General features: G+C 75.2%; 20 protein-coding genes and 1 pseudogene. 12 read left to right on the top strand and 9 right to left on the bottom strand.

What is annotated here, in order from left to right:
- Positions 1-363, bottom strand: a 363-nt coding sequence (locus PKY62_RS02925) for a DUF222 domain-containing protein (protein ID WP_324534682.1), incomplete at its 3' end; no start/stop codon positions are given.
- A gap of 147 nt (positions 364-510) precedes the next feature.
- On the opposite strand from PKY62_RS02925, the gene PKY62_RS02920 reads away from it, so the two are divergent.
- The 6 genes and pseudogenes from PKY62_RS02920 to cofC all read left to right on the top strand — a co-directional run bounded on the left by PKY62_RS02920 (position 511) and on the right by cofC (position 7,248).
- Positions 511-1,002, top strand: a complete 492-nt coding sequence (locus tag PKY62_RS02920) for an NUDIX hydrolase (protein ID WP_324534680.1) — start codon at positions 511-513, stop codon at positions 1,000-1,002.
- Between the two features lie 148 nt (positions 1,003-1,150).
- A pseudogene (locus PKY62_RS02915) lies at positions 1,151-1,897 on the top strand (ABC transporter ATP-binding protein); the annotation flags it as partial.
- Between the two features lie 203 nt (positions 1,898-2,100).
- Entirely contained in the window at positions 2,101-4,656 is a 2,556-nt protein-coding gene (locus PKY62_RS02910) for an ABC transporter permease (RefSeq protein WP_324534678.1), read from the top strand.
- A gap of 80 nt (positions 4,657-4,736) precedes the next feature.
- Positions 4,737-5,738 (top strand): TIGR03557 family F420-dependent LLM class oxidoreductase, encoded by a 1,002-nt coding sequence (locus PKY62_RS02905; RefSeq protein WP_324534676.1) that lies wholly within the window; start codon positions 4,737-4,739, stop codon positions 5,736-5,738.
- A complete protein-coding gene (cofE, locus tag PKY62_RS02900) occupies positions 5,735-6,592 on the top strand; it encodes a coenzyme F420-0:L-glutamate ligase (RefSeq protein ID WP_324534674.1) in 858 nt (285 codons plus the stop codon). The genes PKY62_RS02905 and cofE overlap by 4 nt, the downstream gene beginning before the upstream one ends.
- A complete protein-coding gene (cofC, locus tag PKY62_RS02895) occupies positions 6,589-7,248 on the top strand; it encodes a 2-phospho-L-lactate guanylyltransferase (RefSeq protein ID WP_324534672.1) in 660 nt (219 codons plus the stop codon). Before cofE ends, cofC begins: the two co-directional genes overlap by 4 nt.
- A 67-nt stretch (positions 7,249-7,315) precedes the next feature.
- On the opposite strand, the gene PKY62_RS02890 is transcribed toward cofC, so the two are convergent.
- The 6 genes from PKY62_RS02890 to PKY62_RS02865 form a co-directional block, all read right to left on the bottom strand.
- Positions 7,316-8,122 carry a PP2C family protein-serine/threonine phosphatase gene (locus PKY62_RS02890; protein ID WP_324534670.1) on the bottom strand — a complete coding sequence of 269 codons (807 nt, stop codon included), beginning with the start codon at positions 8,120-8,122 and terminating at the stop codon, positions 7,316-7,318.
- Between the two features lie 33 nt (positions 8,123-8,155).
- On the bottom strand, positions 8,156-9,148 hold the full coding sequence (cofD, locus tag PKY62_RS02885; RefSeq protein WP_324534668.1) for a 2-phospho-L-lactate transferase: 993 nt from the start codon (positions 9,146-9,148) through the stop codon (positions 8,156-8,158).
- Positions 9,145-9,987, bottom strand: a complete 843-nt coding sequence (locus PKY62_RS02880; RefSeq protein ID WP_324534666.1) for an ABC transporter ATP-binding protein — start codon at positions 9,985-9,987, stop codon at positions 9,145-9,147. The genes cofD and PKY62_RS02880 overlap by 4 nt, the downstream gene beginning before the upstream one ends.
- Before the next feature lie 19 nt (positions 9,988-10,006).
- Positions 10,007-11,131, bottom strand: coding sequence for a putative F420-0 ABC transporter permease subunit (locus PKY62_RS02875; protein ID WP_324534664.1), 1,125 nt, complete (start codon positions 11,129-11,131; stop codon positions 10,007-10,009).
- Positions 11,128-12,156 (bottom strand): putative F420-0 ABC transporter substrate-binding protein, encoded by a 1,029-nt coding sequence (locus PKY62_RS02870; protein ID WP_324534662.1) that lies wholly within the window; start codon positions 12,154-12,156, stop codon positions 11,128-11,130. The genes PKY62_RS02875 and PKY62_RS02870 overlap by 4 nt, the downstream gene beginning before the upstream one ends.
- Before the next feature lie 147 nt (positions 12,157-12,303).
- Entirely contained in the window at positions 12,304-13,647 is a 1,344-nt protein-coding gene (locus PKY62_RS02865) for an aminotransferase class I/II-fold pyridoxal phosphate-dependent enzyme (protein WP_324534660.1), read from the bottom strand.
- A gap of 132 nt (positions 13,648-13,779) precedes the next feature.
- Here PKY62_RS02865 and PKY62_RS02860 point away from each other — a divergent pair, with 132 nt between their 5' ends.
- The 4 genes from PKY62_RS02860 (at position 13,780) to PKY62_RS02845 (ending at position 18,168) form a co-directional block, all read left to right on the top strand.
- A complete protein-coding gene (locus PKY62_RS02860) occupies positions 13,780-14,793 on the top strand; it encodes an ABC transporter substrate-binding protein (protein WP_324534658.1) in 1,014 nt (337 codons plus the stop codon).
- Positions 14,794-14,880: 87 nt separating this feature from the next.
- Positions 14,881-16,215, top strand: a complete 1,335-nt coding sequence (locus PKY62_RS02855; RefSeq protein ID WP_324534657.1) for an aspartate aminotransferase family protein — start codon at positions 14,881-14,883, stop codon at positions 16,213-16,215.
- Positions 16,212-16,961: an SDR family oxidoreductase gene (locus PKY62_RS02850; RefSeq protein WP_324534655.1), complete on the top strand. Its 750-nt coding sequence runs from the start codon at positions 16,212-16,214 to the stop codon at positions 16,959-16,961. Before PKY62_RS02855 ends, PKY62_RS02850 begins: the two co-directional genes overlap by 4 nt.
- A 139-nt stretch (positions 16,962-17,100) precedes the next feature.
- Entirely contained in the window at positions 17,101-18,168 is a 1,068-nt protein-coding gene (locus PKY62_RS02845; protein ID WP_324534653.1) for a choice-of-anchor Q domain-containing protein, read from the top strand.
- A gap of 61 nt (positions 18,169-18,229) precedes the next feature.
- Here the strand turns inward: PKY62_RS02845 and PKY62_RS02840 are convergent, their stop codons facing one another.
- Together PKY62_RS02840 and PKY62_RS02835 are read right to left on the bottom strand one after the other, a co-directional pair.
- Complete coding sequence (locus PKY62_RS02840) at positions 18,230-19,873, bottom strand: diguanylate cyclase (protein WP_324534651.1); 1,644 nt, start codon at positions 19,871-19,873, stop codon at positions 18,230-18,232.
- 244 nt (positions 19,874-20,117) lie between these two features.
- Positions 20,118-20,876 (bottom strand): MerR family transcriptional regulator, encoded by a 759-nt coding sequence (locus tag PKY62_RS02835; RefSeq protein WP_324534649.1) that lies wholly within the window; start codon positions 20,874-20,876, stop codon positions 20,118-20,120.
- Positions 20,877-21,222: 346 nt separating this feature from the next.
- On the opposite strand from PKY62_RS02835, the gene PKY62_RS02830 reads away from it, so the two are divergent.
- A complete protein-coding gene (locus PKY62_RS02830) occupies positions 21,223-21,723 on the top strand; it encodes a phosphoribosyltransferase (protein ID WP_324534647.1) in 501 nt (166 codons plus the stop codon).
- A gap of 243 nt (positions 21,724-21,966) precedes the next feature.
- Positions 21,967-25,255 (top strand): isoleucine--tRNA ligase (gene ileS / locus PKY62_RS02825; RefSeq protein ID WP_324534645.1); only part of this gene is annotated, 3,289 nt, incomplete at its 3' end.

The raw sequence follows: 25,255 nt of genomic DNA, 5'->3' as shown, positions 1-25,255 counted from the left end.
CTGGGCGTGCTCGAGGCTCAGCTCACCGGCCGCGACGGCTCGGGCCGTCGCCGGCAGGTCGGACTCGAGCGCGCGGCCCAGCTCCGCCTCGCGCCGGGCGGCACCGACGGAGGTCAGCTCGCGCCGCGCGACCCACTCGCCGAAGGTCCGCGTGCCGCCGGCGGCCCAGCGGCCGTCGTCCTCCACGCGCGCGAGCAGCCGCGCGGCGACGGCCTGGAGCTGGTCGGTCGCCCGGCGCAGCGACCGACGCAGCGCGCCGGCGTCGGCGGCCTCGAGGGCGGCGACGTCCAGCGCGAGCACGGCATCGACCTCCGCCCGCAGCCGCTCGACCGTCGCCTGCCACCCCTGCTCGGCCACTCGCATCACCCCATCTCCTCTTCGAACGAGTGTACGATCGACCACCGACACGCGTCGTCCGGGCGCCCCTTGTCGAGGGGGCGAGGCTCACATCGCCTCGATCCCGATCCGTCCCGACCGGGCGGTAGCACCAGCGAGCGGAGGGATGTTGCGATGGCTCCGAAGTCGAAGCGGCGCAGTGGCGCGGTCCACCTCGTTGCGGCCTCGTACGTGCTGCTCCGGAAGGGGAACACCGTCCTGCTCCAGCTGCGGCGCGGCACGGGCTATCTGGATGGGCACTGGGCGTTGCTCGCCGGGCATGTCGAAACTGGGGAGTCGGCGCACGGCGCGGCGGTCCGTGAGGCTCGGGAGGAGAGCGGAGTCCGGATCGAACCGCCTGATCTGGTGCCGCTCGCCACCCTGCACCGGTTCCAGATCGACGGTCCGGCGGTGGAGCAGCGGTGCGACTTCTTCTTCGCGACAGAGGTATGGGAGGGCGATCCGACCATCCGCGAGCCTGACCGGGCGGGCGACATGCAGTGGTTCGGACTGGACCGCCTGCCGGAGCCCGTCGTCCCGCACGAGCGCGCCGTGCTCGACCTCCTCCGCGACGGCCGGCTTCCCGCAATCCTGTGCTGGGAGCAGGCGGAGGCCGACGGCAGCTGACCCGCCGCCCACCCCGCCCACCCCACCCACCCGCGCGCCCCGCGCCCCCGCCCGGGAAGTCAGGGGATGCTGGGGGTGTTCCCTGATCCGTGGCCCCACCTCCAGCGGCGATGATGGGTGCACCCACCACGACGTGAAGGACATCTCCATGCGCGCTCTCAGCCCGGACCCGGTCGCCGCGGGGCAGATCGCCTCGACGCGGGACCTGGTCAAGGTCTACGGCACCGGCGAGGCGGCCGTGCGCGCGCTCGACGGCGTCAGCGTCGACATCGCCCGCGGCGAGCTCACCGCGATCATGGGTCCGTCCGGCTCGGGCAAGTCCACCCTCATGCACTGCATGGCCGGCCTGGACACGCCGACGAGCGGCGCGGTCCACGTCGACGGCGACGACGTCGGGCGGATGAACCAGCGCCAGCTCACGCGGCTGCGCCGCACGCGCCTCGGCTTCGTCTTCCAGGCCTTCAACCTCATCCCCACCCTGACCGCAGAGGAGAACATCACCCTGCCTGCGGACATCGCGCGCACGCCCGTGGACCGCGCGTGGTTCGACACCGTCGTGGACGCCGTCGGGCTGCGCGACCGGCTCGACCACCGCCCGAGCGAGCTCTCCGGCGGCCAGCAGCAGCGCGTCGCGTGCGCCCGCGCCCTCGTCTCGCGCCCGTCCGTGGTCTTCGCGGACGAGCCGACCGGGAACCTCGACTCGCGCTCGTCCGGCGAGGTCCTCGCCTTCCTGCGCCGCTCGGTCGACGAGCTCGGCCAGGCCGTCGTCATGGTGACCCACGACCCGACCGCGGCCTCCTACGCCCACCGGGTCCTCTTCCTCGCGGACGGCCGCCTCGTCGGCGAGCTGGAGCACCCCACGGCCGAGTCCGTCCTCGACGCCCTGCGCGGCCTCGGCGTCGGCCGGCGCGAGCCCACGCCCACCGGCGCGCACGCGTCGGTCGCCGACCACCCCGCCGTGCTCGAGCAGGCCGCGCGCGTGGCGCGGGCCGAGCGCGCCGCGCTCGCCGCGAGCGCCGGCGAGGAGACCCGGGCTTCGCGCCGCGCGGCGCGGGACGCCGCCCAGCCCGGCCCGGCCGACCAGGCCGCGGACCACCGATGACCCGGGTCGCCCTGCGGGGCATCCGCAGCCACCTCGGGCGGTTCGTCATGTCCGTCGTGGCCGTGCTGCTCGGCGTCGCCTTCGTGGCCGGCACCTTCGCGCTGCGCACGATGCTCTCGAGCACCTTCAGCGACATCGTCGCGTCCTCGCTGGTGGGCGACGCCTACCTGCGCGGCCCGGCCGAGCCCGTCGAGGACGCCCTGGCCGGCGGCGGTGGCGCGGCGACCGTCGGCACCTCCACGCGGGCGCTGGTCCCGCTGAGCCTCGCCGACGAGGCGTCCGACGTCGACGGCGTGACCGCCGCGATCCCCGACATCTCCGGCCCCGTGGTGCTCGTCGGGGCGGACGGCACGGCGGTCGTCGCGGGCGGCGGCGGTGCGCCGAGCTTCGCCATCGGGCTCGACCCGCGCGACCCCGGCGCCGAGGTGGTCGACGGCCGTGCCCCGGGCGGACCGGACGAGATCGCGCTGGTCAGCGGCACGCTGGAGCGCTCGGGGCTCGCGCTGGGCGACACCACGACCGTGGTGCTGGGCGGCGCCGTGACCCAGGTCGACGTCGTCGGCGAGGTCTCCTTCGGTGCCCCGACCGCCGGGGCGACGATCATCTTCCTCGACGTCGACACGGCCACCGAGATCTTCGCCCCAGACGGCGAGGTCGCCTCGATCGCGGTCTACGCGGCAGACGGCGTCTCGGAGGCCGAGCTCGTCGACCGGCTCGAGGCCGCGGTGGGCGGTGCCGACGTCGAGGCCGAGACCGGCACCACGCTGCGCGACGAGGCCCAGGAGCAGATCGACCAGGTGCTCGGCTTCATCTCGACGTTCCTGCTCGTCTTCGCGGCGATCTCGCTCTTCGTCGGTGCGTTCATCATCGCCAACACCTTCCAGATGACCGTCCGCCAGCGTCAGCGTGAGTTCGCCATGCTCCGCGCGATCGGTGCCTCCCCGCTCCAGGTGCTCGTCTCGATCCTCGTCCAGGCCGCCGTGGTCGGCGTGCTCGGCTCGGCGCTCGGCGTGGGTGCGGGGGTGGGTCTCGTCGCGATCCTGCGCGGGGTGCTGGCCGCCATGGGCATGGAGCTGTCCGGCACCATCCCGCTCGACGGGTTCACCGTCGCGGTCTCGGTGGCGATCGGCACGACGGTGAGCCTCGTCGCTGCGGCGATCCCGGCGCGGCGGGCTGCGCTGACGCCCCCCGTCGAGGCCATGCGCGACGAGGTGGTGGTCCACGACCGGGGCTCGGCGCTGCGCGCGCTGCTCGGCGGCGTGCTGACCGTCGGCGGCGTCGCGGCCGTCGTCGCCGCCACCGCCGGCTGGGTCGACGGCCCGGGCCCCGTGCTCGGCGCCGGGGCGGCGGGCGTCGTCCTCGGCGTCCTGCTGCTCGCGCCCACCGTCGTCCCCGGCGCGCTGCGCGTGCTCGCCGCACCGGCCGTCGCCGCACTGAGGCCGCTGGGCGGCCTGGCCCGCGGCAACGTCACACGCAACCCGCGGCGCACCGCGAGCACGGCCAGCGCGCTGATGATCGGCATGGCGCTGGTCGGTGCGGCGTCCGTCCTGGCGGCGTCCACCCAGGCCTCCACGCGCTCGATCGTCGAGAACGAGTCGACCGCCGACTACCTGCTGCAGTCCGCGACGCGCGACGTGCCGGCGGAGCTCGTCACGCAGGTCGCCGACCTGCCGGACGTGGCCCGCGCCGACGCGCTGCGGGTCGGGGTGCTCACGGTCGACGGCGCCACCACGGCGGTCATCGGCGTGGACCCGGGCGTCTTCGACGCGGCGCTCGACGTCACGGTCACCGACGGCGACCTCGGCTCCCTCGCCGACGGCGACGTCGCCGTGCAGCGCACGACGGCGGACGAGGAGGGCTGGGCGGTCGGGGACCGGCTGACCCTGCGCTCCGGTGCCGGTGACGAGCAGGTCACCATCGGGGCGGTCATCGACTCCCGCGCCGTCGGCGTGCCGGTGGTGCTGCCGCAGGACGTCTTCGAGCAGGTGGTCGCCCCGGCGCAGACCACCATCGACACGGTCTTCGTCGTGGCCCGCGACGGCGCGGACCTCGCCGCCCTGCGGTCCGACCTCACGGACGCCGCGAGCCCCTTCATCGTCGTCTCGGTGATGGACAACGAGGAGTTCGCCGACGCGCTGTCCGACCAGGTCGGCCAGGTGCTCGTCATCCTCTACGCGCTGCTGGGCCTGTCGATCGTCATCGCGGTGCTGGGCATCGTCAACACCCTCGCCCTGTCGATCGCCGAGCGCACACGCGAGATCGGCCTGCTGCGCGCGGTCGGGCTGGGCCGGCTCCAGCTCGCCACCGTGGTGACCATCGAGTCGGTGCTCACCGCGGTGTTCGGCACCGTGCTGGGTGTCGCGATCGGCGCCGGCCTCGCGGCGACCCTGCCGACGGTGTTCCAGGACGAGGGGCTCAGCACGCTGGAGGTCCCGTGGGACCAGCTCGGCGTGCTCGTCGCGCTCGCCGTCGTCGTCGGGGTGCTCGCGGCCGTGTGGCCGGCGGTGCGCGCCGCGCGGCTGGACGTGCTCGCGGCCGTCTCCTACGAGTAGGCCGCGACACGCGGTCGTCACACGGCGCCGGTTAGGGTCGGACGAGGTCGCCCGTCGGGGCGGCGGAAGAGGTGGTCGTGGTGGCAGGGCTGACGGTCGGGTACGCGGCGGCGCTGGAGCAGTTCGCCCCGCTGGAGATCCTCGAGCTGGCGGTGCTGGCAGAGCGGCACGGCTTCTCCGGTGTCATGGCGGCCGACCACTTCCAGCCGTGGGTGCCCGCACAGGGCGAGGCTGCGTTCGTCTGGAACGTCCTCGCGGCGCTCGGCGAGCGCACGTCCGGTGACATCGGCCCCGGGGTCACGGCGCCGACCTTCCGCTGGCACCCGGCGATGGTCGCGCAGGCCTCGGCGACGCTGGCCGCGATGTACCCGGGCCGGCACTGGCTGGGCCTGGGCTCCGGCGAGGCGCTCAACGAGCACATCCTCGGCACGTACTGGCCCGAGGCGCCCGAGCGGATCAACCGCATGTTCGAGGCGATCGACGTCATCACCAAGCTCTTCACGGCCTCGCTCGCCGGCAAGGACGTCAAGCACTCGGGGCCGTTCTACAAGCTCGAGTCCACCCGGCTGTGGACCATGCCGCAGGTGCCGCCGGAGATCTACGTCGCCACGGCCGGTCCCGTCACGGCCAAGCGGGCCGGTCGCCTCACGGACGGCCTCATCACCGTGGGCGCGCCCCTGGAGAAGATCGCCGGGCTCTTCGCCAAGTTCGACGAGGGCGCACGCGAGGCGGGCAAGGACCCCTCGACGATGCCGCGGCTGCTCCAGGTGCACCTGTCGTGGGCAGAGACCGACGAGGAGGCGATGGCCAACGCCATGGAGCAGTGGCCCAACGGCGGGATGAAGTTCCCCAAGGGCGACATCCGCTCCCCGTTCGACTTCGAGCAGATGGCCAAGCTGGTGCGGCCGGAGGACTTCGCGGGCCGGATGGTCGTCTCGGCCGACCCGGACGTGCACCGCGCCGAGCTGCAGCGCTACGTCGACCTGGGCTTCGACCGGGTCTACCTGCACAACGTCGGTCGCAACCAGGCGCAGTGGCTCGAGGTGTTCGGCCGCGAGGTGCTGCCGAAGCTCCACCGGTGAGCGCGAGCGCGGCCCCGGCCGACCGGCTCGAGGTCTGGGCACCCGACGGGATCGGCGAGGTCCGCCCCGGTGACGACCTCGCGCGGCTGGTCGGCGACGCCCTCGCGGGGACGCTGGCCGACGGCGACGTCGTGGTCGTGACGAGCAAGGTGGTGTCCAAGGCCGAGGGTCGCGTGGTCGCAGCTGACGACCGCGAGCAGGCCATCACCGACGAGACCGTGCGCGTGGTCGCCACCCGGGAGCACCCGGGCGGCACCCTGCGCATCGTCGAGAACCGGCTCGGCCTGGTCATGGCCGCGGCCGGGGTGGACGCGAGCAACACCCCCGCGGGCACGGTGCTGCTGCTGCCGGTGGACCCCGACGCCTCGGCGCGCGGGCTGCGGGCTGCGCTCGCCGCGCGCTTCGGGCTGCGGCTCGGCGTGGTGGTCTCCGACACGGCGGGCCGCGCGTGGCGCGAGGGGCTGACGGACATCGCCATCGGGGCCGCCGGGGTCACGGTGCTGGCGGACCTGCGCGGCGGGCTCGACGCGCACGGCCGCGCGATGAGCGCGACGATCACGGCCGTCGCCGACCAGGTGGCCGCAGCGAGCGAGCTGGTGCGGGGCAAGACGGCGGGGCGACCGGTGGCCGTGGTGCGCGGCCTGGGCCACCACGTCACGGCCGACGACGGCACCGGTGCGCGCGCCGCGGTGCGCGCGGCCGCTGACGACCTGTTCCGGGTCGGGGCGGCCGAGGCGTGGCGTGAGGGTTTCGCCGCAGGCCGGGCCGCGGCGCACGAGGTGGTGGCACCGATGGCGCCGACGACGGGTGCGCCCGGCCCGGCCCCGGCCGGCGAGCCGGCGGGAACCCGGTGACCGGCTGGACCGTCGTCGTGCCCGTCAAGCGGCTCGCGGACGCCAAGACGCGGCTCGACCTGGCCGCCACGGATCCCGCGCGCGCCGACCTCGCGCTCGCGCTCGCGCTCGACACGGTGCACGCGGCCCTCGCGGCGCGCGAGGTCGACCTCGTCGTGGTGGTGACGGGTGAGCCGCGCGTCGCCGAAGCGCTCGGGGCCCGCCCGGGCGTGCGCCTGCTCGCCGATCCCGGGGGCGGCCTCAACGCCGCGCTCGCCGCCGGCGTCGCGGCGGCGCTCACCGCGGCGCGCGCCGACGCCGCACCAGGGCCGATCGCCCTCCTGCTGGGCGACCTGCCTGCCCTCGTCGGCCCGGACCTCGACGCAGCCCTCGTCCTGGCAGCTGGGCACGCGCGCGCCGTGGTGCCCGACGCAGACGGCACGGGCACCACGCTGCTCACCGCGCTGACGGGGGAGATGGTGCCGCGCTTCGGCCCCGGCTCGTTCGCCGCGCACGTGGCGGCCGGGCACACGGCACTGCCCGACGTGCCGCCCGGGCTGCGGCGCGACGTCGACACGGCCGCCGACCTGCGGGCGGCGGCGCGGCTCGGCGTGGGCCGGGCGACGGCAGCGCTGCTGCGCCGCGAGCCGGTCTACTGCCGCCTCGACCGGCGCTGACCGCTGCCGAGTCGCGCCGGACGTCGTCGAACCCGGCCGAACCCGGCGGGTCGGGGCCGCGCGCGACTCAGCGCGACAGGTCGATGACCGTGCCGAGCTCCGGTGCGGCCGCGGACCCGCCGTAGCGGTACGGCCGTGGCCTGGGCCCACCGCCCACCTCGACCACGTCGCACACCAGGACGCTGACGTTGTCGCGTGCGTCGAGCTCGAGCGCACGGGAGACGAGCGCGTCTGCTGCCTCCTCCGGCCCGCCGCGCGCGACCAGCTCCGCGACGTCGCGGTGGGGCACGTAGTCCGTCAGGCCGTCGCTCGCCAGCAGCCACCGGTCGCCCGGGGCCGCGCGCACGGTGCGCACCTCGATGCCGCCGGCGTCCACCGGCCGGCCGGACAGCGAGCGCGTGATGATGTTGCGCTGCGGGTGGTGGGCGGCCTGCTCGGCGGTGAGGTGGCCGGAGTCGACGAGCATCTGGACCAGCGAGTGGTCGTCGGTGACGCGGCGCAGCCGCCCGCCGCGGAGCAGGTGCGCGCGCGAGTCGCCGATGTGGGCCACCCGGACCGAGCGGGTGCCGCAGAACAGGCCCGTGAAGGTGGTCGCCATCCCCGTCAGCGCCGGCTCCCGGCCCACCCGCAGCCCGAGCTCCGCGTTGGCGTCGGCCAGCACGGCGCGCAGCCGGGCCTCGCCCAGGGGTCGGCGCAGCGTGGCGAGGCTCGACATCGCACGGTGCGTCACCGTCCACGACGCGACGTCGCCGCCCGCGTTGCCGCCCACGCCGTCTGCGACGAACGCGTAGTCGTCGGAGCAGCCCACCGCGTCCTGGTTGCCGCGCCGGTACGCGCCCGTGACGGAGCGCAGGGCGGTCGTCAGCGCCAGCACGGTGGTCCTCCTGCCTCGGGGTCGGTGACGACCCTACTGAGCCGCACGGGCCCGCGCGGACGCGAGGTCGAGCGCCGCCGCGACGATGGCAGACGTCGACGCCTCGTCGGTCATGAGCAGGGGCAGCGCACGCGCCGCGATCCCCGCCGCGGTCAGCCCGGGCAGCGCGTCCGCGTCGGCGGTGTCGACCAGCCAGCCGTCGAGCAGCCCGCCGGCGGACCGCGCGCCGTAGTGCAGGGCGACGGCCTCCGCCGTCGTCGGCACGCCGATCGCCGCGAGGCACGCGTCGGCCATCCCGCGCACGGGCGCCCCGCCGATGATCGGGGACACCCCGACGACGGGGGCCGGTGTCGCCAGCAGGGCGTCGCGGAGCGGCGCCAGGCCCAGGATCGTCCCGATCGAGACGACGGGGTTGGAGGGCGGCAGCAGCACGACGTCGGCGTGCGCGAGCGCTGCCAGCACCTCGGGCGCGGGCGCGGCGTCCCCGAGGCCCACCTGGACGAACCGTCGCGCCGGGACGGCCGCCCGCAGCCGCACCCACCACTCCTCGAAGTGGAGGAGTCGCACCCGCCCGTCGAGCTCGACCTCCACGTGCGTCTCGACGGGCTGGTCGGACATCGGCAGCAGGCGCACGCCGGGTGCCCAGCGCTCGCACAGTCGCGCGGTGACCTGGGTGAGCGTGCGCCCCTGGCGCAGCAGCTCGGTGCGCGCCACGTGCGTCCCCAGGTCGAGGTCGCCGAGCGTGAACCAGTCCCAGCCGAGCCCGTAGGCGTGCAGCTCCGCGGCGACCCGGGTGCTCTCGCCCGCGCGGCCCCAGCCCTGCTCGCCGATCACCCCGCCGAGCGTGTACATCACCGTGTCCAGGTCGGGGCAGACCCGCAGGCCGTCGAGCCACAGGTCGTCGCCGGTGTTGACCACGACGGTGACCTCGGCGTCGACCCCGGTCGCGGCGAGGTGCTCGCGCAGTCCGAGGGTGAACCGCGCCCCGCCGACGCCGCCGGCGAGCAGGACGATGCGCTGGGTCATGGTGGGGGCCTCCGGGTGTCGGGGACGTCAGGGGTGACGTCGGCGGTGCCGCCGGGTGGCGGCCCGTCCGCGGGATCGAAGGTCAGCACGGGGCGCCCCGTCCGCGGGTGGAGCAGCACGGTGCACCGCACCCGGTAGACGGGTTCGAGCACCTCGGGCCGCAGCACGTCGTGCACCGACCCTGCCGCGACCACGCGCCCGGCGTCGAGCAGCACGAGGTGGTCGCACGCCGTCGCGGCGAGGTTGAGGTCGTGCAGCGCCGCGAGCACCGTCACCCCGCGCGCGGTCAGCCGGCGCACGACGGCGAGGGTGTCGAGCTGGGCGTGCACGTCCAGGTGGTTGGTCGGCTCGTCGAGCAGCAGGAGCGCCGGCTCCTGGGCCAGCGCGCGGGCCAGGTGCACGCGCTGACGCTCGCCGCCCGACAGGGTGACGAGCAGCCGGTGCGCCAGTGCGGTGGCATCGACCTCGGCCAGGGCGGCGTCGGCCACCGCGTGGTCGCGCGCGGTGAGCCCGCCCCAGTGTGAGGCGTGCGGGGTGCGACCCAGCAGCACGGCCTCGCGCACCGTCACGGACGCCGGCACGGTCGACTCCTGCTCGACGAGGGCGACGCGGCGGGCCCGCGCCCGCCGGGGGAGCGCCAGCAGGTCCTGCCCGCCCAGGGTCACGCGGCCGGCGCCGGGTGCGAGCACCCCGCTGACCAGCCGCAGCAGGGTGGACTTGCCCGCGCCGTTGGGACCCAGCAGCCCCGTGAGCGCACCGGCGGGCGCCGCGACGTCCACGGCGTCGAGGATGCGTCGGCCGTCGACGGACCACGTCAGGTGGTCGAGGTCCAGGGTCACGGTCGACCGCCGTCCGGGCTCATGCGAGGTCCTCGCTCGCGCTGCGCCGCCGCCAGAGGATCGCCGCGAAGACGGGCGCACCGAGGAACGCCGTGACGATGCCGACGGGCAGCTCGCGCGGCTCGAAGAGCGTGCGCGCCGCGGTGTCCGCCCAGACGAGGAACGTCGCGCCGACGAGCGCGACGAGCGGCAGCAGCCGGCGGTGGGCGCCGCCCGCCACGAGGCGCACGGCGTGCGGCACGATGAGCCCGACGAACCCGATCGACCCGCTCACCGCGACCAGCGCGCCGGTGAGCAGCGCGACCACCGTGAGCAGCAGCCATCGCGTGCGCGCCACGTCCACGCCCAGCGCCGCGGCAGCGGTGTCCCCGAAGGTGAACGCGTCGAGCGTGCGCGCGCTGGCGGTCAGCCCGACGCCGAGCACGAGCACCGCGCCGCCGGCGATGGCGACGGCCGGCCAGTCCGCCCCGGCGAGCGAGCCCATGAGCCACGCGAGGATCTCGCGGTAGGAGTCCCCGGTCGCCGACCAGAAGATGATGAAGGAGGTCCCCGCTGCGGCGAGCTGGGCCACCGCCAGCCCCGCGAGCACGGTGCGCGCGGGCGTCAGTGTGCCGAGCGACCCGGCGAGCCCCAGCGCGGCAGCGAGCGCCGCCAGCGCCCCGGCGAACGCCGCGACCGGCAGCAGCACGCCGGCGCCCAGCACGAGCACGGCGACCGCGCCGAGCGACGCGCCAGAGGAGAGCCCGAGCAGGTACGGGTCCGCGAGCGGGTTGCGCGTCAGCGACTGCATGACCGTGCCGGCGACCGCGAGCCCCGCGCCGACGGCCCCGGCCGTGAGCACGCGCGGCAGGCGCAGGTCCCACACGACGCCGTCGAGCAGCGGGCCGAGGGGCGGCTCGGCCCCGGCCCCACCGGGCGCGAGCAGCGCGGCGAGGTGGTGGCCGATCGAGCCCCAGACGTCCGCCGGTGCGATCCCGGCCGGACCGACCGTCACCGCGGCCGTCACGGAGGCGAGCAGCAGCACCGCGGCGCCGACGACGGCGGGCCCGGTGCGGAGGGGGCCGGTGCGGAGGCGGCCGGTGCGGAGGGGGCCTCGACCTGGCGTACCGGCGTCGGGTGTCCCGGTCGGCTGGCTGCCGGTCATCCGAGGTCGAGCGCCGCGACCTGCCCGGCGAGGTCGACGGCCGCCTCGACGTTGCGCACGCCCGCCTCCGTCGCCGCGAACGGCACCACGAGGTAGCGCCCCTCGAGCACAGCGGTGAGGTGGGCCGTCGCGGGGTTCGCCGCCAGCCGCTCGCGCTTCTGCTCCGCGCTGTTCCAGGCGGCGTCGACCAGGACGATGAGGTCCGGGTCGTCCTGCGCCACCTGCTCCCAGCTGAACGGGCTCCAGGTGTCGGCGAGACCGGCGGCGATGTTCGTCACGCCCACGGCGTCGAGGATCATCTGCGGTGCGCCGATGCCGGCCCCGACGTAGGGGATGTCGTCGCCCGAGGAGTACCACAGCGCGGTGAGGCCCCGCCCGTCCGGCTCCAGCGCGGCGAGGTCGGCCCGCTGGGCCTCGACGAGGTCGGCAGCGGCGTCCGGCACCCCCAGCACGTCGCCCATCTGCGTGATCTCGGCGAAGACCTCCTCGAACGTCAGCCGGTCGGGCTGGTAGGCCGGGTCCTTGCACGCCGACGGCGCGACGTAGGTGGCCACGCCGAGGTCGGCGAAGGTGGCGCGGTCCCCGGCGCCCTCGGCGGTGAGGTTGGACTCCCAGCCCGCCACGACGAGGTCGGGCTCTGCCGCGAGCACCACCTCGGCGGCCGGGACCTTGTCCGAGAGCTGGGGGAGCTCTGCGGCGGCGTCCGCGAGCTCGGCCGGCGGCGGGCCGTCGGGGAAGCCGGTGCCGACGATGCGGTCGCCGACGCCCAGCGCGAGCAGCATCTCGATGGCACTGGACTTGATCGCCACGATGCGCTCGGGGGCCCCGGTGAGGGTGACCTCGACGCCGCAGTTGTCGAGCGTCAGCGGGTAGGCCTCGGTGGCCGCGGTGTCGCCGGCCGGGGGGCGGCTCGGGGCGGCCGACGTCGAGGTGCCGGTCGCCGAGGCGCACCCGGCGAGGAGCGCGCACCCCGCGGCGGCGGCCACCAGGGCAGGGCCGGGACGGACGAGGGGGCGAGTGCGCACGGAGGTCTCCTGGGATCACGGGGGAGGTGTGGTCGCCAGCTGTCGACCGGGGACCACGGCCCAGATCCGGGCCGAGCGACCGGGCCAGCGCGTGCCCGGGGTCCTCGCAGCCCAGCCTAAGCCCGGCCCGGGCCCGTGGTGACGGCCTCAGGCGGCCGCGGCAGCGGCGAGCAGACGACCCAGGGCGTCGACGTCGCCGCGCACCAGCCCGACCGTCACCCGCACGTGCTCCGGACCGTCGGCGGGCCCGGAGCCGAACGGCCTCCCGGGTGCGACCCTCACCCCGGCCGCGGCGAGGTGGACGATCGCCTCGCTCTCGGAGGCGACCGGCAACCACAGGTTCACGCCGTCACCGGGTGACGCCGCCGCGCCGTGGGCGTGCAGTGCCCTGACCATCTCGCGCTGCCGCGCGTGGTAGGCCCGGCGTGCCTCGGTCACGGCCAGGATCCCGTCGTTCCCGGTGAGCAGCTCGAGCAGCACCTGCTGGAGCATCCGGCTGGTCCAGCCCGGCCCGAGCATGCGCCGCGCGACGATCCGGTCGACGAGCGCCGCCGGGCCCCCGAGCGCGGCGATCCGCAGGTCCGGCCCGTGCGACTTCGAGAACGAGCGCACATGGAGCACACGCTCGGGCACGTGGGTGCCGAGGCTCACGTCGGCGGCGGTCGAGACCGCGCCGGAGTGGTCGTCCTCGACGACGACGGTGCGCTCGGCATCCCGGTGACCGCGCAGCGCGCCGGCGAGCTCGGCGGCACGGCCGGGCGTCAGCGAGACCCCGGTCGGGTTGTGCGCGCGGGGCTGGAGCACCACGGCCGCCGGTGCGGTGGCCAGGGCCGCCGCGAAGCCCGCAGGCACCAGACCTGCCTCGTCCGTCGGCACCGGGACGCGCTCGGCGCCGAGCTGGTCGAGCAGGTCGAGCAGGGGCGGGAAGCACGGGTTCTCGACGACCACGCGGTCGCCGAACCGCACGAGCAGCTCGAGCGAGCGTGCCATCGCATCGAACGCGCCGTCGACGACGGTCACCGCCTCGACCGGGTAGGGCCACGACGAGCGCAGGTGCTGCTCGAGACCCGGCAGCACGGGGGTGTCGAGGTAGCTCGTGGTCAGGGCGCGCGAGCCGAGCCCGGCGAGCACGGGTGCGAGGTCGGGCAGCAGCAGCGGGTCGGGGGTGCCGGTGGAGAGGTCGAGGCGGAAGCCGCCGTGCGGGCCGGCGAGGTCGCGGTAGCGCGGCGGCAGCCACGTCGTGCCCGTGCCCAGCACGCGGGTCCCGGCCCGGCCGCGCGACGCGACGAGCCCCACCCCGGCCAGGGCGCGGAACGCGTGGCTCACGGTGGCGGGGCTCACCCCCAGCGCGGCACCCAGCTCGCGGACGGTGGGCAGCCGGGTGCCGGCGGGCAGGGCGCCGTCGAGCACCAGGCGGGAGATCGCCGCGGCGATGCCACGGGGGCTGCGGTCCTCGACCGCGTCGGCCACGACGCGGAGCACCTGCGGCACGGCCCACCTCCTCGTCACCGGCGACGCGCTCCGGGCCCCGGCGCGCAGGTGCGGACGCCGTCGAGGTCACGGTCCGTGTCCCAGTGTTTACGCCCGGGAAACGGCGGCCGGCCCCAGGGAAACCCCGGAGAAATGTTTAGGCGTCAGTGGCTCACCCAGGCGCAGTTCGCCGGCTACTACGCTGCGCTCGCCGAGGGGTACTACGAGGAGGAGGGGCTCGCGGTCGAGATCCTCCCGAGCGGCGGGGACATCGTCCCGCAGGACGCCCTGGCCAACGGCGAGGTGGACTTCGCCATCGCGTGGGTGCCCAAGGTGCTCGGCTCCATCGAGCAGGGTGCCGAGATCACCAACGTGGCGCAGATCTTCGAGCGGTCCGCCACGCTCCAGGTGGCCTTCGCCGACGCGGGGATCGAGACGGTCGAGGACCTCGCAGGCAAGCAGATCGGCAGCTGGGGCTACGGCAACGAGTGGGAGCTCTTCGCCGGGCTCAACCAGGCCGGCGTCACGGACTTCGAGATCGTCCAGCAGGCGTTCGACATGAACGCCTTCCTGGCCGGGGACATCGACGCCGCGCAGGCGATGACGTACAACGAGTACGCCCAGCTGCTGGAGTCCGAGGACCCCGAGACGGGCGAGCTCTACCAGCCGGAGGACTTCACGGTCATCGACTGGAACGAGGTCGGCACGGCGATGCTCCAGGACGCGATCTGGGCCGATGCCACCCGCCTCGCCGACGACGAGGCGTACGTCGAGACGACGGTCGCGTTCCTCAAGGCCTCGATCCGCGGCTGGATGTTCGCGCGCGACGACGTCCAGGCCGCGGCCGACGCGGTGACCGCGGCCGGCTCCACCCTGGGGGCCAGCCACCAGCTGTGGATGACCAACGAGGTCAACAAGCTCATCTGGCCCAGCACGTCGGGCGGGATCGGCATGGTCGACCCCGAGGCCTGGGCCGCGACCGTCGAGATGGCGATGGCCACGTCCAACGAGACGGGTGCCACCATCATCACGGCGGCCCCACCGGAGACGGCCTACACCAACGCGTACGTCGAGCGCGCGCTCGCCGAGCTCGCCGAGGAGGGGCTGGACGTCGTCGGCGCGGGGTTCGAGCCCATCGAGGTCACGCTCAACCCGGGTGGCAGCTGACCGACCCGCGGTGACCGGTCGGGGCGGCGCACCCGCCCCGACCGGTCACCCCTGCCCGCACCCCGCCCGTTCTGGAATGGTGAGCCCATGACCGATCCCCTGACCGGCGCCGCAGCCGGTGACCTGACCCTGGCCCTCGACCGGGCGCACGTCTTCCACTCGTGGTCCGCCCAGGGCGCGCTCGCCCCGTTCGCCATCGCCGGCGGGCTGGGCAGCGAGGTCTGGGACCACGAGGGCCGGCGCTACCTCGACTTCTCCAGCCAGCTGGTCAACGTCAACATCGGGCACGGCCATCCCGCCGTCGTCGCCGCGATCGCCGAGCAGGCGGCCCTGCTGGCGACGGTCGCGCCGGGCCACGCCAACCTCGCACGCGGCCGCGCGGCCGCCGCGATCGTCGCGCACGCGCCGGCTGGCATGTCCAAGGTCTTCTTCACCAACGGCGGGGCCGACGCCAACGAGAACGCCATCCGGATGGCGCGCCTGCACACGGGCCGGGACAAGGTGCTCTCCGCGTACCGCTCGTACCACGGCAACACCGGGGCGGCGATCGTCGCGACGGGGGACTGGCGGCGCGTGCCCAACGAGTACGCACGGGGCCACGTGCACTTCTTCGGCCCGTTCCTGTACCGCTCCGAGTTCTGGGCCACGACGCCCGAGCAGGAGTCGGAGCGAGCGCTGACGCACCTGCGCCGGGTCGTCGAGGCCGAGGGCCCCGCCTCGATCGCCGCGATCCTGCTCGAGACGGTCGTGGGCACGGGCGGGGTGCTCGTGCCGCCGCCGGGGTACCTCGAGGGGGTCCGCGCGCTCGCAGACGCCCACGGCATCCTGCTGATCCTCGACGAGGTGATGGCGGGCTTCGGGCGCACCGGAGCGTGGTTCGCGCTCGACCACACCGGCGTGCGCCCCGACCTCATCACCTTCGCCAAGGGCGTCAACTCGGGGTACGTGCCGGTCGGCGGGGTGATCCTCTCGGACGCCGTGGCGCGCACCTTCGACGACCGCGTGTTCCCCGGCGGCCTGACGTACTCCGGCCACCCGCTCGCGATGGCGTCGATCGTGGCGGCGCTCGACGCGATGGAGCGCGAGGGGGTCGTGACGAACGCCGCCCGGATCGGTGTGGAGGTCCTCGGCCCCGGGCTGGCAGACCTCGCCGCACGGCACGGCATCGTCGGCGACGTGCGCGGCCTCGGCGTCTTCTGGGCGCTCGACCTGGTGTCCGACCGCGAGCTCCGCACGCCGGTGGGACCTGCGGTCATGGGCCGGCTCAAGGCCGAGCTCATGGCACGGGGGCTGCTGCCCTTCCTGGCGGACAACCGCCTGCACGTGGTGCCGCCGTGCGTCGTGACCGACGACGAGGTGCGCCGCGCGCTCGCGATCTACGACGAGGCACTGACCGTCATCGACGAGGAGCTGACCCCATGAGCACGCACCGACCCCGCGCCGTCGTCACCGGGGCGTCCTCCGGGATCGGCGCCGCCACCGTGCGCCGGCTGTGCGCCGAGGGCTGGGACGTGGTCGCCGTCGCCCGGCGGGCGGACCGGCTGGCCGGGCTCGCGGCCGAGACCGGCGCCGAGCCGTTCCCGGCCGATCTGACGAGCGCGGACGACGTCGCCCGGCTCGCCGAGCACTGCGACGCCACCGGCGGGCTGACCTCGCTCGTCAACGTGGCCGGCGGGGCGCTCGGGCTGGACCCGGTCGCCACGGCCGACGTCGAGGACTGGCGCTGGATGTACGAGATCAACGTGCTGGGCACGCTGCGGGTCACCCAGGCGCTGCTGCCACTCATCGTGGCGTCGGGCCGCGGCGACGTCGTCGTCGTGACCTCCACCGCGGCGATCGGTCCCTACGAGGGCGGCGGCGGCTACACCGCGGCCAAGCACGCCGAGCGGATGCTCGCCACCACCCTGCGGCTGGAGCTCATCGGCCAGCCGGTGCGCGTCATCGACGTCGAGCCGGGCGCGGTGGCGACGCAGGAGTTCGCGCTCGTGCGGTTCGGCGGCGACGCCGAGCGGGCCGCGAAGGTGTACGAGGGCTACCAGCCGCTCGAGGCGGACGACGTCGCCGACGTCATCGCCTTCGCGCTCACCCGGCCGCACCACGTCAACCTCGACACGATCGTCGTGCGGCCCCGCGCGCAGGTCTCGAACACCCAGACCGCGCGCGGCTGAGCGAGCCGGACCCTCCGGTCGGGACCTTGTCCCCTGGACGAGCGCCCACCCCCGGAGTGCGCTGGAGTCATCGGCCCCGGCGGCCGGGGCCCCCACGGAGGTGGCTGCGATGTCCGGTGTGCTGCGTACCCGCAGAGTCTTGGCACTCGTCCTCGCGGTGATCGCGGTCGGTGCGCTGTCGGCCGGTCCGGCGGCGGCCGGCGGCCGGGGGTGCGTCGCGACCAACACCACGCTGGGCGTGACCTACGGCCCCGACACGGGGGCTGCGCTCGCCCGCGCCGTGGCCGCGGCGCGCGCCGGCGACGTCATCGAGGTGCAGGGTGTGTGCCGCGGGTCGATCGTCGTCGCGGCCGACATCAGCCTCGTCGGGCGGTGGACCGCGGCGGTGCCCGTGACGACGCTCGTCGGGCGGGCGGGTCAGCCGACGGTCGCCGTGCCCGCCGGGGCACGGCTCACGATGACGCGCCTGCTGGTCACCCACCCGTCCGGGGACACCGGCCCGGGGGTGCTCAACGGCGGCACGCTGACCCTCTTCTCCTCGACGGTGCGCGGCAACACCGGCACCGACGGCGGTGGCGTGAGCAGCACGGGGACGCTCGCGGTGCAGCGCAGCACCATCACGGAGAACACGGCCGAGCGCGGCGGCGGCCTCTTCACGACCGGCCGGGCGACCGTCGCGACCTCGACGGTCTCCGGCAACACGTCGAACGGCGACGGCGGCGGGATCGCGGTCGGGGCCGGGACGCTCCGGTTGAGCTACTCCACCGTCGGGCGCAACACCGCGCAGTGGATCGGTGGTGGCCTGGACATCGACGCCTCGGCCGCCGTCGTCCTCGAGGCGAGCGTACTGGGGGGCAACCAGGCCGGAGCCTCCGGATCCGACTGCGCCGGCCCCGCGGTGTCCAACGGGTACGTCGTCATGGGGACGACGGACGGGTGGTACTGCGAGATCGTGCCCACCGTGGGCGATCAGATCGACGCCCCGGAGGGGATCCTCGACGTCGCCCTCGAGGCGCTGGCCTGGAACGGTGGCCCCACGCAGACCATGGCGCTGCGCGCAGACAGCCCGGCCCTCGACGCCATCCCCGTCGGGGCGCGCGGCGCAGACGGCCGCACGGTGCTGTGCGCGGCCGGGGTCTCCCTCGACCAGCGGCGGGTGGTCCGGCCGATCGGTGCGGGCTGCGACGTCGGGGCCTTCGAGGAGTGACGCCGGGGCGGTGACCGGCCGTCCGCGGGCCGTCGTGCTGCGGGCGGCCGGCGCCGTCGCGTCAGTCGGCGAGCTGCACCCGGTTACGGCCGTCCGCCTCCGCCAGGTAGAGCGCCGCGTCCGCGCGCGCAAGCACCTCGTCGACGGTCGTCGTCGCCGTGCGCGCGGCGGCGCCGATGCTCACCGTCACGCGCCCGCCGGGGACGTCGTGCGGCCAGTCGAGCGCCGCGACGACCGACCGGACCCGGTCGCACACGCCGCGCGCGACCTCCCGGTCGGCGCCGTCGAGCACGAGGGCGAACTCCTCCCCGCCGTAGCGGGCCGCGAGGTCGCCGGGCCGCACCGACGCGGCCAGCACCGCGCCGAGCCGCGCGAGCACCTCGTCACCGGTCTGGTGCGAGCACTCGTCGTTGACCCGCTTGAAGTGGTCGACGTCCACCAGGGCGAGCGTGAACGGGCGCGCACCGCCCTCCGCGCGGGCGACGAGGTCGTCGTCGAGCGCGCGCCGGTTGGCCAGCCCGGTGAGCACGTCGTGGCTCGCCTCGTACGCGAGGCGCTCGTTGCGGGCCTCCAGCGCGCTCGACCGGCGGCGCTCGGCCTCCGCGACCCGCTCGGCCCGCTCGACCTCGAGCCGTGAGCTGAGCAGCACCGCCCGCCGCGCCGCGACGGCCTCGCCCAGCTCGACGGTGAGGTCGTGCAGCTCGTGCAGCGTGCCCAGCGCACCGACGACGTCGCCCGAGCGCTCCAGGGCGTCCACGCGCGTGCGCAGCAGCTCGACCCGGTCCGCGGGGCGGTCGAGGACGTCACACATCCGCAGCCCGGCGTCGACCTCGTCGATCGCGTCGGCGCACCGCCCGGTCTGCGCCAGCCACGCGGCCCGGACGCGGTGCAGGGCGAGCTGTTGGCGCGGGGCGGGGAAGCGGGTCTGCATCGTCGTGGTGGCGCGCAGGGTGACCCCGGCAGCCTCGAGGTCCCCGCTGACGAGGTGCGCGCCGACGACGGCGAGCCGGGCGTCGATCGCCGTGCGGCTGAGGCCGGCGGCGTCGGCCTCGTCGACGGCCTGCTGTGCCACCTCGAGCGCCTTGCGCGCCGCCGCGAGGGCGCCCCGGCTGTTGGTGCGCGCGATCCGCTGGCTCATGACGACGTAGTTCGTGGCGAGGTGGGTCAGGGCGGTCGAGGCGCCGTCGGGCTCGCCGGCCGTGAGCCACAGCCGCCGCGCCTCCGCGAGGGTCGAGGCCGCCTCGGGGGCGAACTGCGACATGCCGATGTAGACCCGGCCGAGGCTCGTCAGCACCTCGGCCGTCCCCGCGTCGTCGTGCGCCTCGCGGCGCAGGTCGACGGCCCGGCGCAGCAGGTCCACCGCGTCCTCGACGTCACCGATCTCGTGGTGCACCATGCCCCGGCAGGCGAGCGCGCGGGACTGCCACGCGAGGTCACCGCGGCCCAGGGCGAGCTGCTCGGTCCGAGCGGCCGCCGCGAGCGCCGCGACGTCGTGCCCCTGCACGTGGTGCGCCAGCGCGAGGTAGTACGACAGCCGCATCTCGGCGTCGTCGTCGCGCTCGGCGCGGGCCGCCCGCACGTGGGCCGCCGCGCGGCGGGCGCCGAGGGTCGGGTCGGCCTCGAGGAGGAACTCGAGCTCCTCGATCTGCTCGCCGTACCCGTCCCCGCGTCCGCCGTCCACGATGCGCTCGTCCAGCACGGACACCCGCACCTCCGTTCCCGGCCCCGCTGGCCCGCTCGTGGCACCCATCGGCCGCGCCGTGCGGATCGTGAGGCTGCGCCGCGCCGCGACCTCGGGCTCCGTCGCTCGGCACCGAGGCGCCGCGGCGAGGGTCCCGGCGCATGGCGGACCCCACGGCTCTGGACGCCCTGGCGGCGGGCAGGGACATCCGGCTGACCACCGCCGGCGCGACGGCACCACGGTGCCGACCCCGCCGCCCGAGCTGGCCCTAGAGGTTCCGCTCGGCGTACACGGTCAGGGCGTCGCGCACGAACGTCGCACCCTGCGTCCCCCCGTAGCTCGCTGCGAACCGCTCGTCGGCGACGTACATCTCGCCGAGGCCCAGCAGGTAGGCCCTGGCGGGGGCGCCCGTGCCGAACCCGGGGGTGCCGGGGATCGCCGCGAGCCAGTCCGCGTGGCGTCGGGCCAGGGCCTGCGCACCCGGGTCCTGGGGCGAGAGGCCCGCGGCGGCGGCCGCCCGCCAGTCCGCGCCCAGGTCGTCGGCCCGCTGCTTCCACCCCGCCTGCTCGGGCGGGGACATCCCGCGCCACCAGCGGTCGCCCGACGCGTAGGCCTCCGCGCCCCAGCGTTGCTCGACCTCCTCGCGGTGCCGCGTGTGGTCGAACCCGTCCAGCATGTCCTCGGCCATGAGCCGTCCTCCTTCGGTGCGTGCCGTGATCGTCCGCTCGACCGACGCGATCTGCCGCGCCAGCCGGTGCTGCTCGGTACGCAGCCAGGTGAGGTGGTCCCGCAGCGCGCCGGCCTCGTCGCCCTGCCGGTCCAGCACCCGCCCGATCTGCGGCAGGGGCAGGCCCAGGTCCCGGAGCAGCAGGATGCGCTGCAGCCGGACCAGCGAGTCGTCGTCGTACCAGCGGTAGCCGTTGCCGGCCACCCTGCTCGGCGGCAGCAGCCCGATCGCGTCGTAGTGGCGCAGGGTGCGGCTCGTCGTGCCGGCCAGCCGGGCGACCTCCTGGATCGAGACCTCCACGCGTCCTCCTCTCGGACCTGCACCACGGTAGAACTTCACGTTACGTCAAGGTCAACCCCGGGCTCGCCGCGCGCGGACAGCGCACACCCGGTCGTCATGGCGGCCGATGGTGCGGGTGGTGCGTGAGTCCGGGCCGCGGCGCCCCACCAGCGCCACGGGTACCAGGCGCCGCTACGACGACCGCGACGGTGGCGGCGCCAGCACCCAGGCCTCACGAGCACCCAGGACTCGCCGGCGCCACGGTCTCGCCGGCACCACGGCCGCAGCGTGCGGCGCCCCGGCCCCGGCCGGTCCCCGACCCCGCGCGGCCACCGACCCGTGCCCGGCCCGCGCCTAGGCTGCGACCATGAGCGAGACCGCCCCCGGCCAGGAGCTGCCCACCGACCGCGAGGACCTGACGTGGGAGCGCTTCGGCTCGGCCGTGCGCGAGCTCGCCACCGCCGTGGTGGCGTCGGGCTTCGTGCCCGACGTCGTCGTGGCCGTCGCGCGGGGCGGGTTGCCACCGGGCGGCGCGATCGCCTACGCGCTGGGCACCAAGGCCGTCGGCACGCTCAACGTCGAGTTCTACACGGGGGTCGACGAGCGACTCCCGGACCCGGTGGTGCTGCCTCCGCTGCTGGACACCGCCGCGCTGCACGGGCTCAGCGCCCTGCTGGTCGACGACGTCGCGGACACGGGCGAGACCCTCGCCCTCGTGCAGCGCCTCATGACCCCGCACTGCCTCGAGGTGCGCACCGCGGTGCTGTACGCCAAGCCGCACTCGGTGGTCGACCCCGACTTCGTCTGGCGGCGCACCGCCCGGTGGATCACGTTCCCCTGGTCTGCGCTCCCGCCGGTCACCGCGTAGGATCGCCCGCACAGGCGTCGACCCGGCCATCACCGGCGAGCCTCCGGAAGAACGGGCCGCGCCACCGCGGCCTCAGTAGAACCGGACGGGGCAGGCCCGTCACAGCCGTCGAGAGTGGTCGGTGACCCGCGTGCGGGGCGTCGGCAAGCGAGGTGGTACCGCGGTGGTCCCCGGCCGGTCCGGGTCCGTCGTCCTCGTGGCCCGCCTGCCGTGCGCGCCCCGTGGCGCCGAAGGAGACCACTCGTGGCCTACCCCCTGCACCGTCCGGACTCCGCCGTCCCCGCATCGCCCGACCTGCCGGCGATCGAGCGCGAGGTCCTGGCCCACTGGGCCGCGGACGGCACCTTCCAGGCCTCCGTCGACCAGCGAGCGGCCGGGGACCAAGGGGCCAACGAGTTCGTCTTCTACGACGGCCCGCCCTTCGCCAACGGCCTGCCGCACTACGGGCACCTGCTGACCGGCTACGCCAAGGACATCGTCGGGCGCTACCAGACGCAGCGCGGCCGCCGGGTAGAGCGCCGGTTCGGGTGGGACACCCACGGCCTGCCGGCCGAGCTCGAGGCCGAGCGGATCCTCGGGATCACCGACAAGTCGCAGATCGACGAGATGGGCATCGCGGCGTTCAACGAGGCCTGCCGCAGCTCGGTGCTGAAGTACACCGGCGAGTGGCAGGAGTACGTCACCCGCCAGGCGCGCTGGGTGGACTTCGAGAACGACTACAAGACGCTCGACGTCAGCTACATGGAGTCCGTCGTCTGGGCCTTCGCGCAGCTCTACGACAAGGGCCTGGCCTACGAGGGCTACCGCGTCCTGCCGTACTGCTGGCGCGACGAGACGCCGCTGTCCAACCACGAGCTGCGGATGGACGACGACGTCTACGCCTCGCGCCAGGACCCCGCGCTGACGGTCGGCGTGCGCCTGGAGACCGGCGACCTCGCCCTGCTGTGGACGACGACGCCCTGGACGCTGCCGTCCAACCTCGCCCTCGCGGTGGGCCCCGGGATCGAGTACGTCACGGTGGTCCCGGCCGACGGCGCGCTCGCGGGCGAGCACGTGCTGCTCGCCGCGTCGCGGCTCGGTGCCTACGCCCGCGAGCTCGGCGAGGACCCGCGGGTGGTCGCGCGCGTGCCAGGCAGCGCGCTGGCCGGCCTGCGCTACACGCCGCCGTTCGGCTACTTCGAGGGCCGCGACAACGCCCATCGCGTGCTCACGGCCGACTTCGTCTCGACGGAGGACGGCACGGGGATCGTGCACCTCGCGCCGGCCTTCGGCGAGGACGACATGGCCGTGTGCGACGCCGCGGGGATCGTCCCGGTGGTGCCGGTGGACGCCAAGGGCCGGTTCACGGCCGAGGTCGCCGACTACGCGGGCCGGCTGGTGTTCGACGCCAACCCGCTGGTCATCGCTGACCTCAAGGCCGGCACCGGGCCGCTGGCCGGGGTCGCACCGGCCCAGCGCGCCGTCGTCGTGCGGCACGAGACGTACGAGCACTCGTACCCGCACTGCTGGCGGTGCCGCAACCCGCTCATCTACAAGGCGGTGTCCAGCTGGTTCGTCAAGGTCAGCGCGTTCCGCGACCGGATGGTCGAGCTCAACGACGACATCACCTGGGTGCCGGACCACATCAAGGACGGCCAGTTCGGCAAGTGGCTGTCCGGTGCGCGGGACTGGTCGATCTCCCGCAACCGCTACTGGGGCACGCCCATCCCCGTCTGGGAGTCGGACGACCCGTCGTACCCGCGCGTCGACGTCTACGGCTCGCTGGCCCAGCTCGAGGCCGACTTCGGCCGCCTCCCGCTCAACGAGTCGGGCGAGCCCGACCTGCACCGCCCCTTCATCGACGAGCTGACGCGCCCCAACCCTGACGACCCGACGGGCCGCGCCACCATGCGCCGCATCCCGGACGTCCTGGACGTGTGGTTCGACTCGGGCTCGATGCCCTACGCCCAGGTGCACTACCCGTTCGAGAACGGCGACTGGTTCGAGGACCACTACCCGGGCGACTTCATCACCGAGTACATCGGCCAGACGCGCGGCTGGTTCTACACGCTGCACGTGCTCGCGACGGCGCTGTTCGACCGCCCGGCCTTCCGCACGTGCGTCTCGCACGGCATCGTCCTGGGCTCCGACGGCCGCAAGATGAGCAAGTCGCTGCGCAACTACCCGGACGTCAACGAGGTCTTCGAGCGCGACGGCTCGGACGCGATGCGCTGGTTCCTCATGGCGAGCCCCATCCTGCGCGGGGGCAACCTCGTGGTGACCGAGGAGGGCATCCGCGCCGAGGTGCGCCAGGTGCTCCTGCCGCTGTGGAGCACGTGGAACTTCTTCACGCTGTACGCGGGGGCGGCCGACGGGGGCGCGGGCTACGTCGCGCAGCAGCTGACGGCGGGCCGCGTGGCCGGGCTGGCGCCGATGGACCGCTACCTGCTGGCCCGCACGCACGACCTCGTGGCGACCGTGACCGGCCAGCTCGACGCCTACGACGTCCCGGGGGCCTGCGAGTCGGTGCGTGAGCACCTCGACGTGCTGACCAACTGGTACGTGCGGACCCAGCGTGAGCGCTTCTGGTCGGAGGACCGCGACGCGTTCGACACCCTGGCCACCGCGCTGGAGGTGCTGACGCGTGTCATGGCCCCGCTCGCCCCGCTGCTCAGCGAGGAGATCTGGCGCGGGCTGACGGGCGGACGCAGCGTGCACCTGACGGACTGGCCGGCGACCGCCGCGGCAGACGGCCTCGTCGTCGAGCGGGTGCTGGCGGCCGACCCGGCCCTCGTCGGCGCGATGGACGAGGTGCGCGAGATCGTCTCGGCCGCCCTCGGCCTGCGCAAGGCGCACGGCCTGCGCGTGCGGCAGCCGCTGCGTGAGCTCGCCGTCGCCCTGGCCGACCCGGCGGCGATCGAGCCCTACGTCGAGCTGCTCCGCAGCGAGCTCAACGTCCAGCACGTGACGCTCGTGGACCTGGTGCAGGTGAGCCTGGCCGACCTCGGCGTCGCGCACCGGCTGTCGGTCAACGCGCGGGCAGCCGGTCCGCGCCTGGGCCGTGGGGTGCAGGACGTCCTCCGGGCGGCCAAGGCCGGCGACTGGCACGTGACCGACGGGGTCGTCGTGGTGCAGACCGCCGCCGGACCGGTGGAGCTGGTGGAGCACGAGTACGAGCTCGCCACCGTCGTGGCGGAGGGCGCCCCGACCGATCAGGTCGCCGCCGTGCTGCGCGGCGGCGAGGTGGTGCTGCTCGACACCGCGCTGGACGACGCGCTGCGTGCCGAGGGCTTCGCGCGGGACGTCGTGCGGGCCGTGCAGGACGCCCGCAAGGCCGCCGGGCTGCAGGTCGCCGACCGTATCGCGCTGGTCCTCACGGTCCCGGCGGAGCGGGTCGACGCCCTGACGGCGCATGCCGAGATGGTCGCGCGCGAGACCCTCGCGGTCGAGCTCGCGGTGGTCGAGGGCACGGTGCCCGACGGCGGCGTCGCGGGCGTGGACGTCCGGCTCGCGGTGCCCGATGCCGGCGGCGCTGTGCCCGATGCCGGCGGCG

It is taken from the genome of Actinotalea sp. (assembly GCF_035443605.1).
Classification (GTDB): domain Bacteria; phylum Actinomycetota; class Actinomycetes; order Actinomycetales; family Cellulomonadaceae; genus Actinotalea.
Note: the sequence above shows the minus strand (reverse complement) of the source record. Positions and strands in the feature narration are given on the sequence as shown.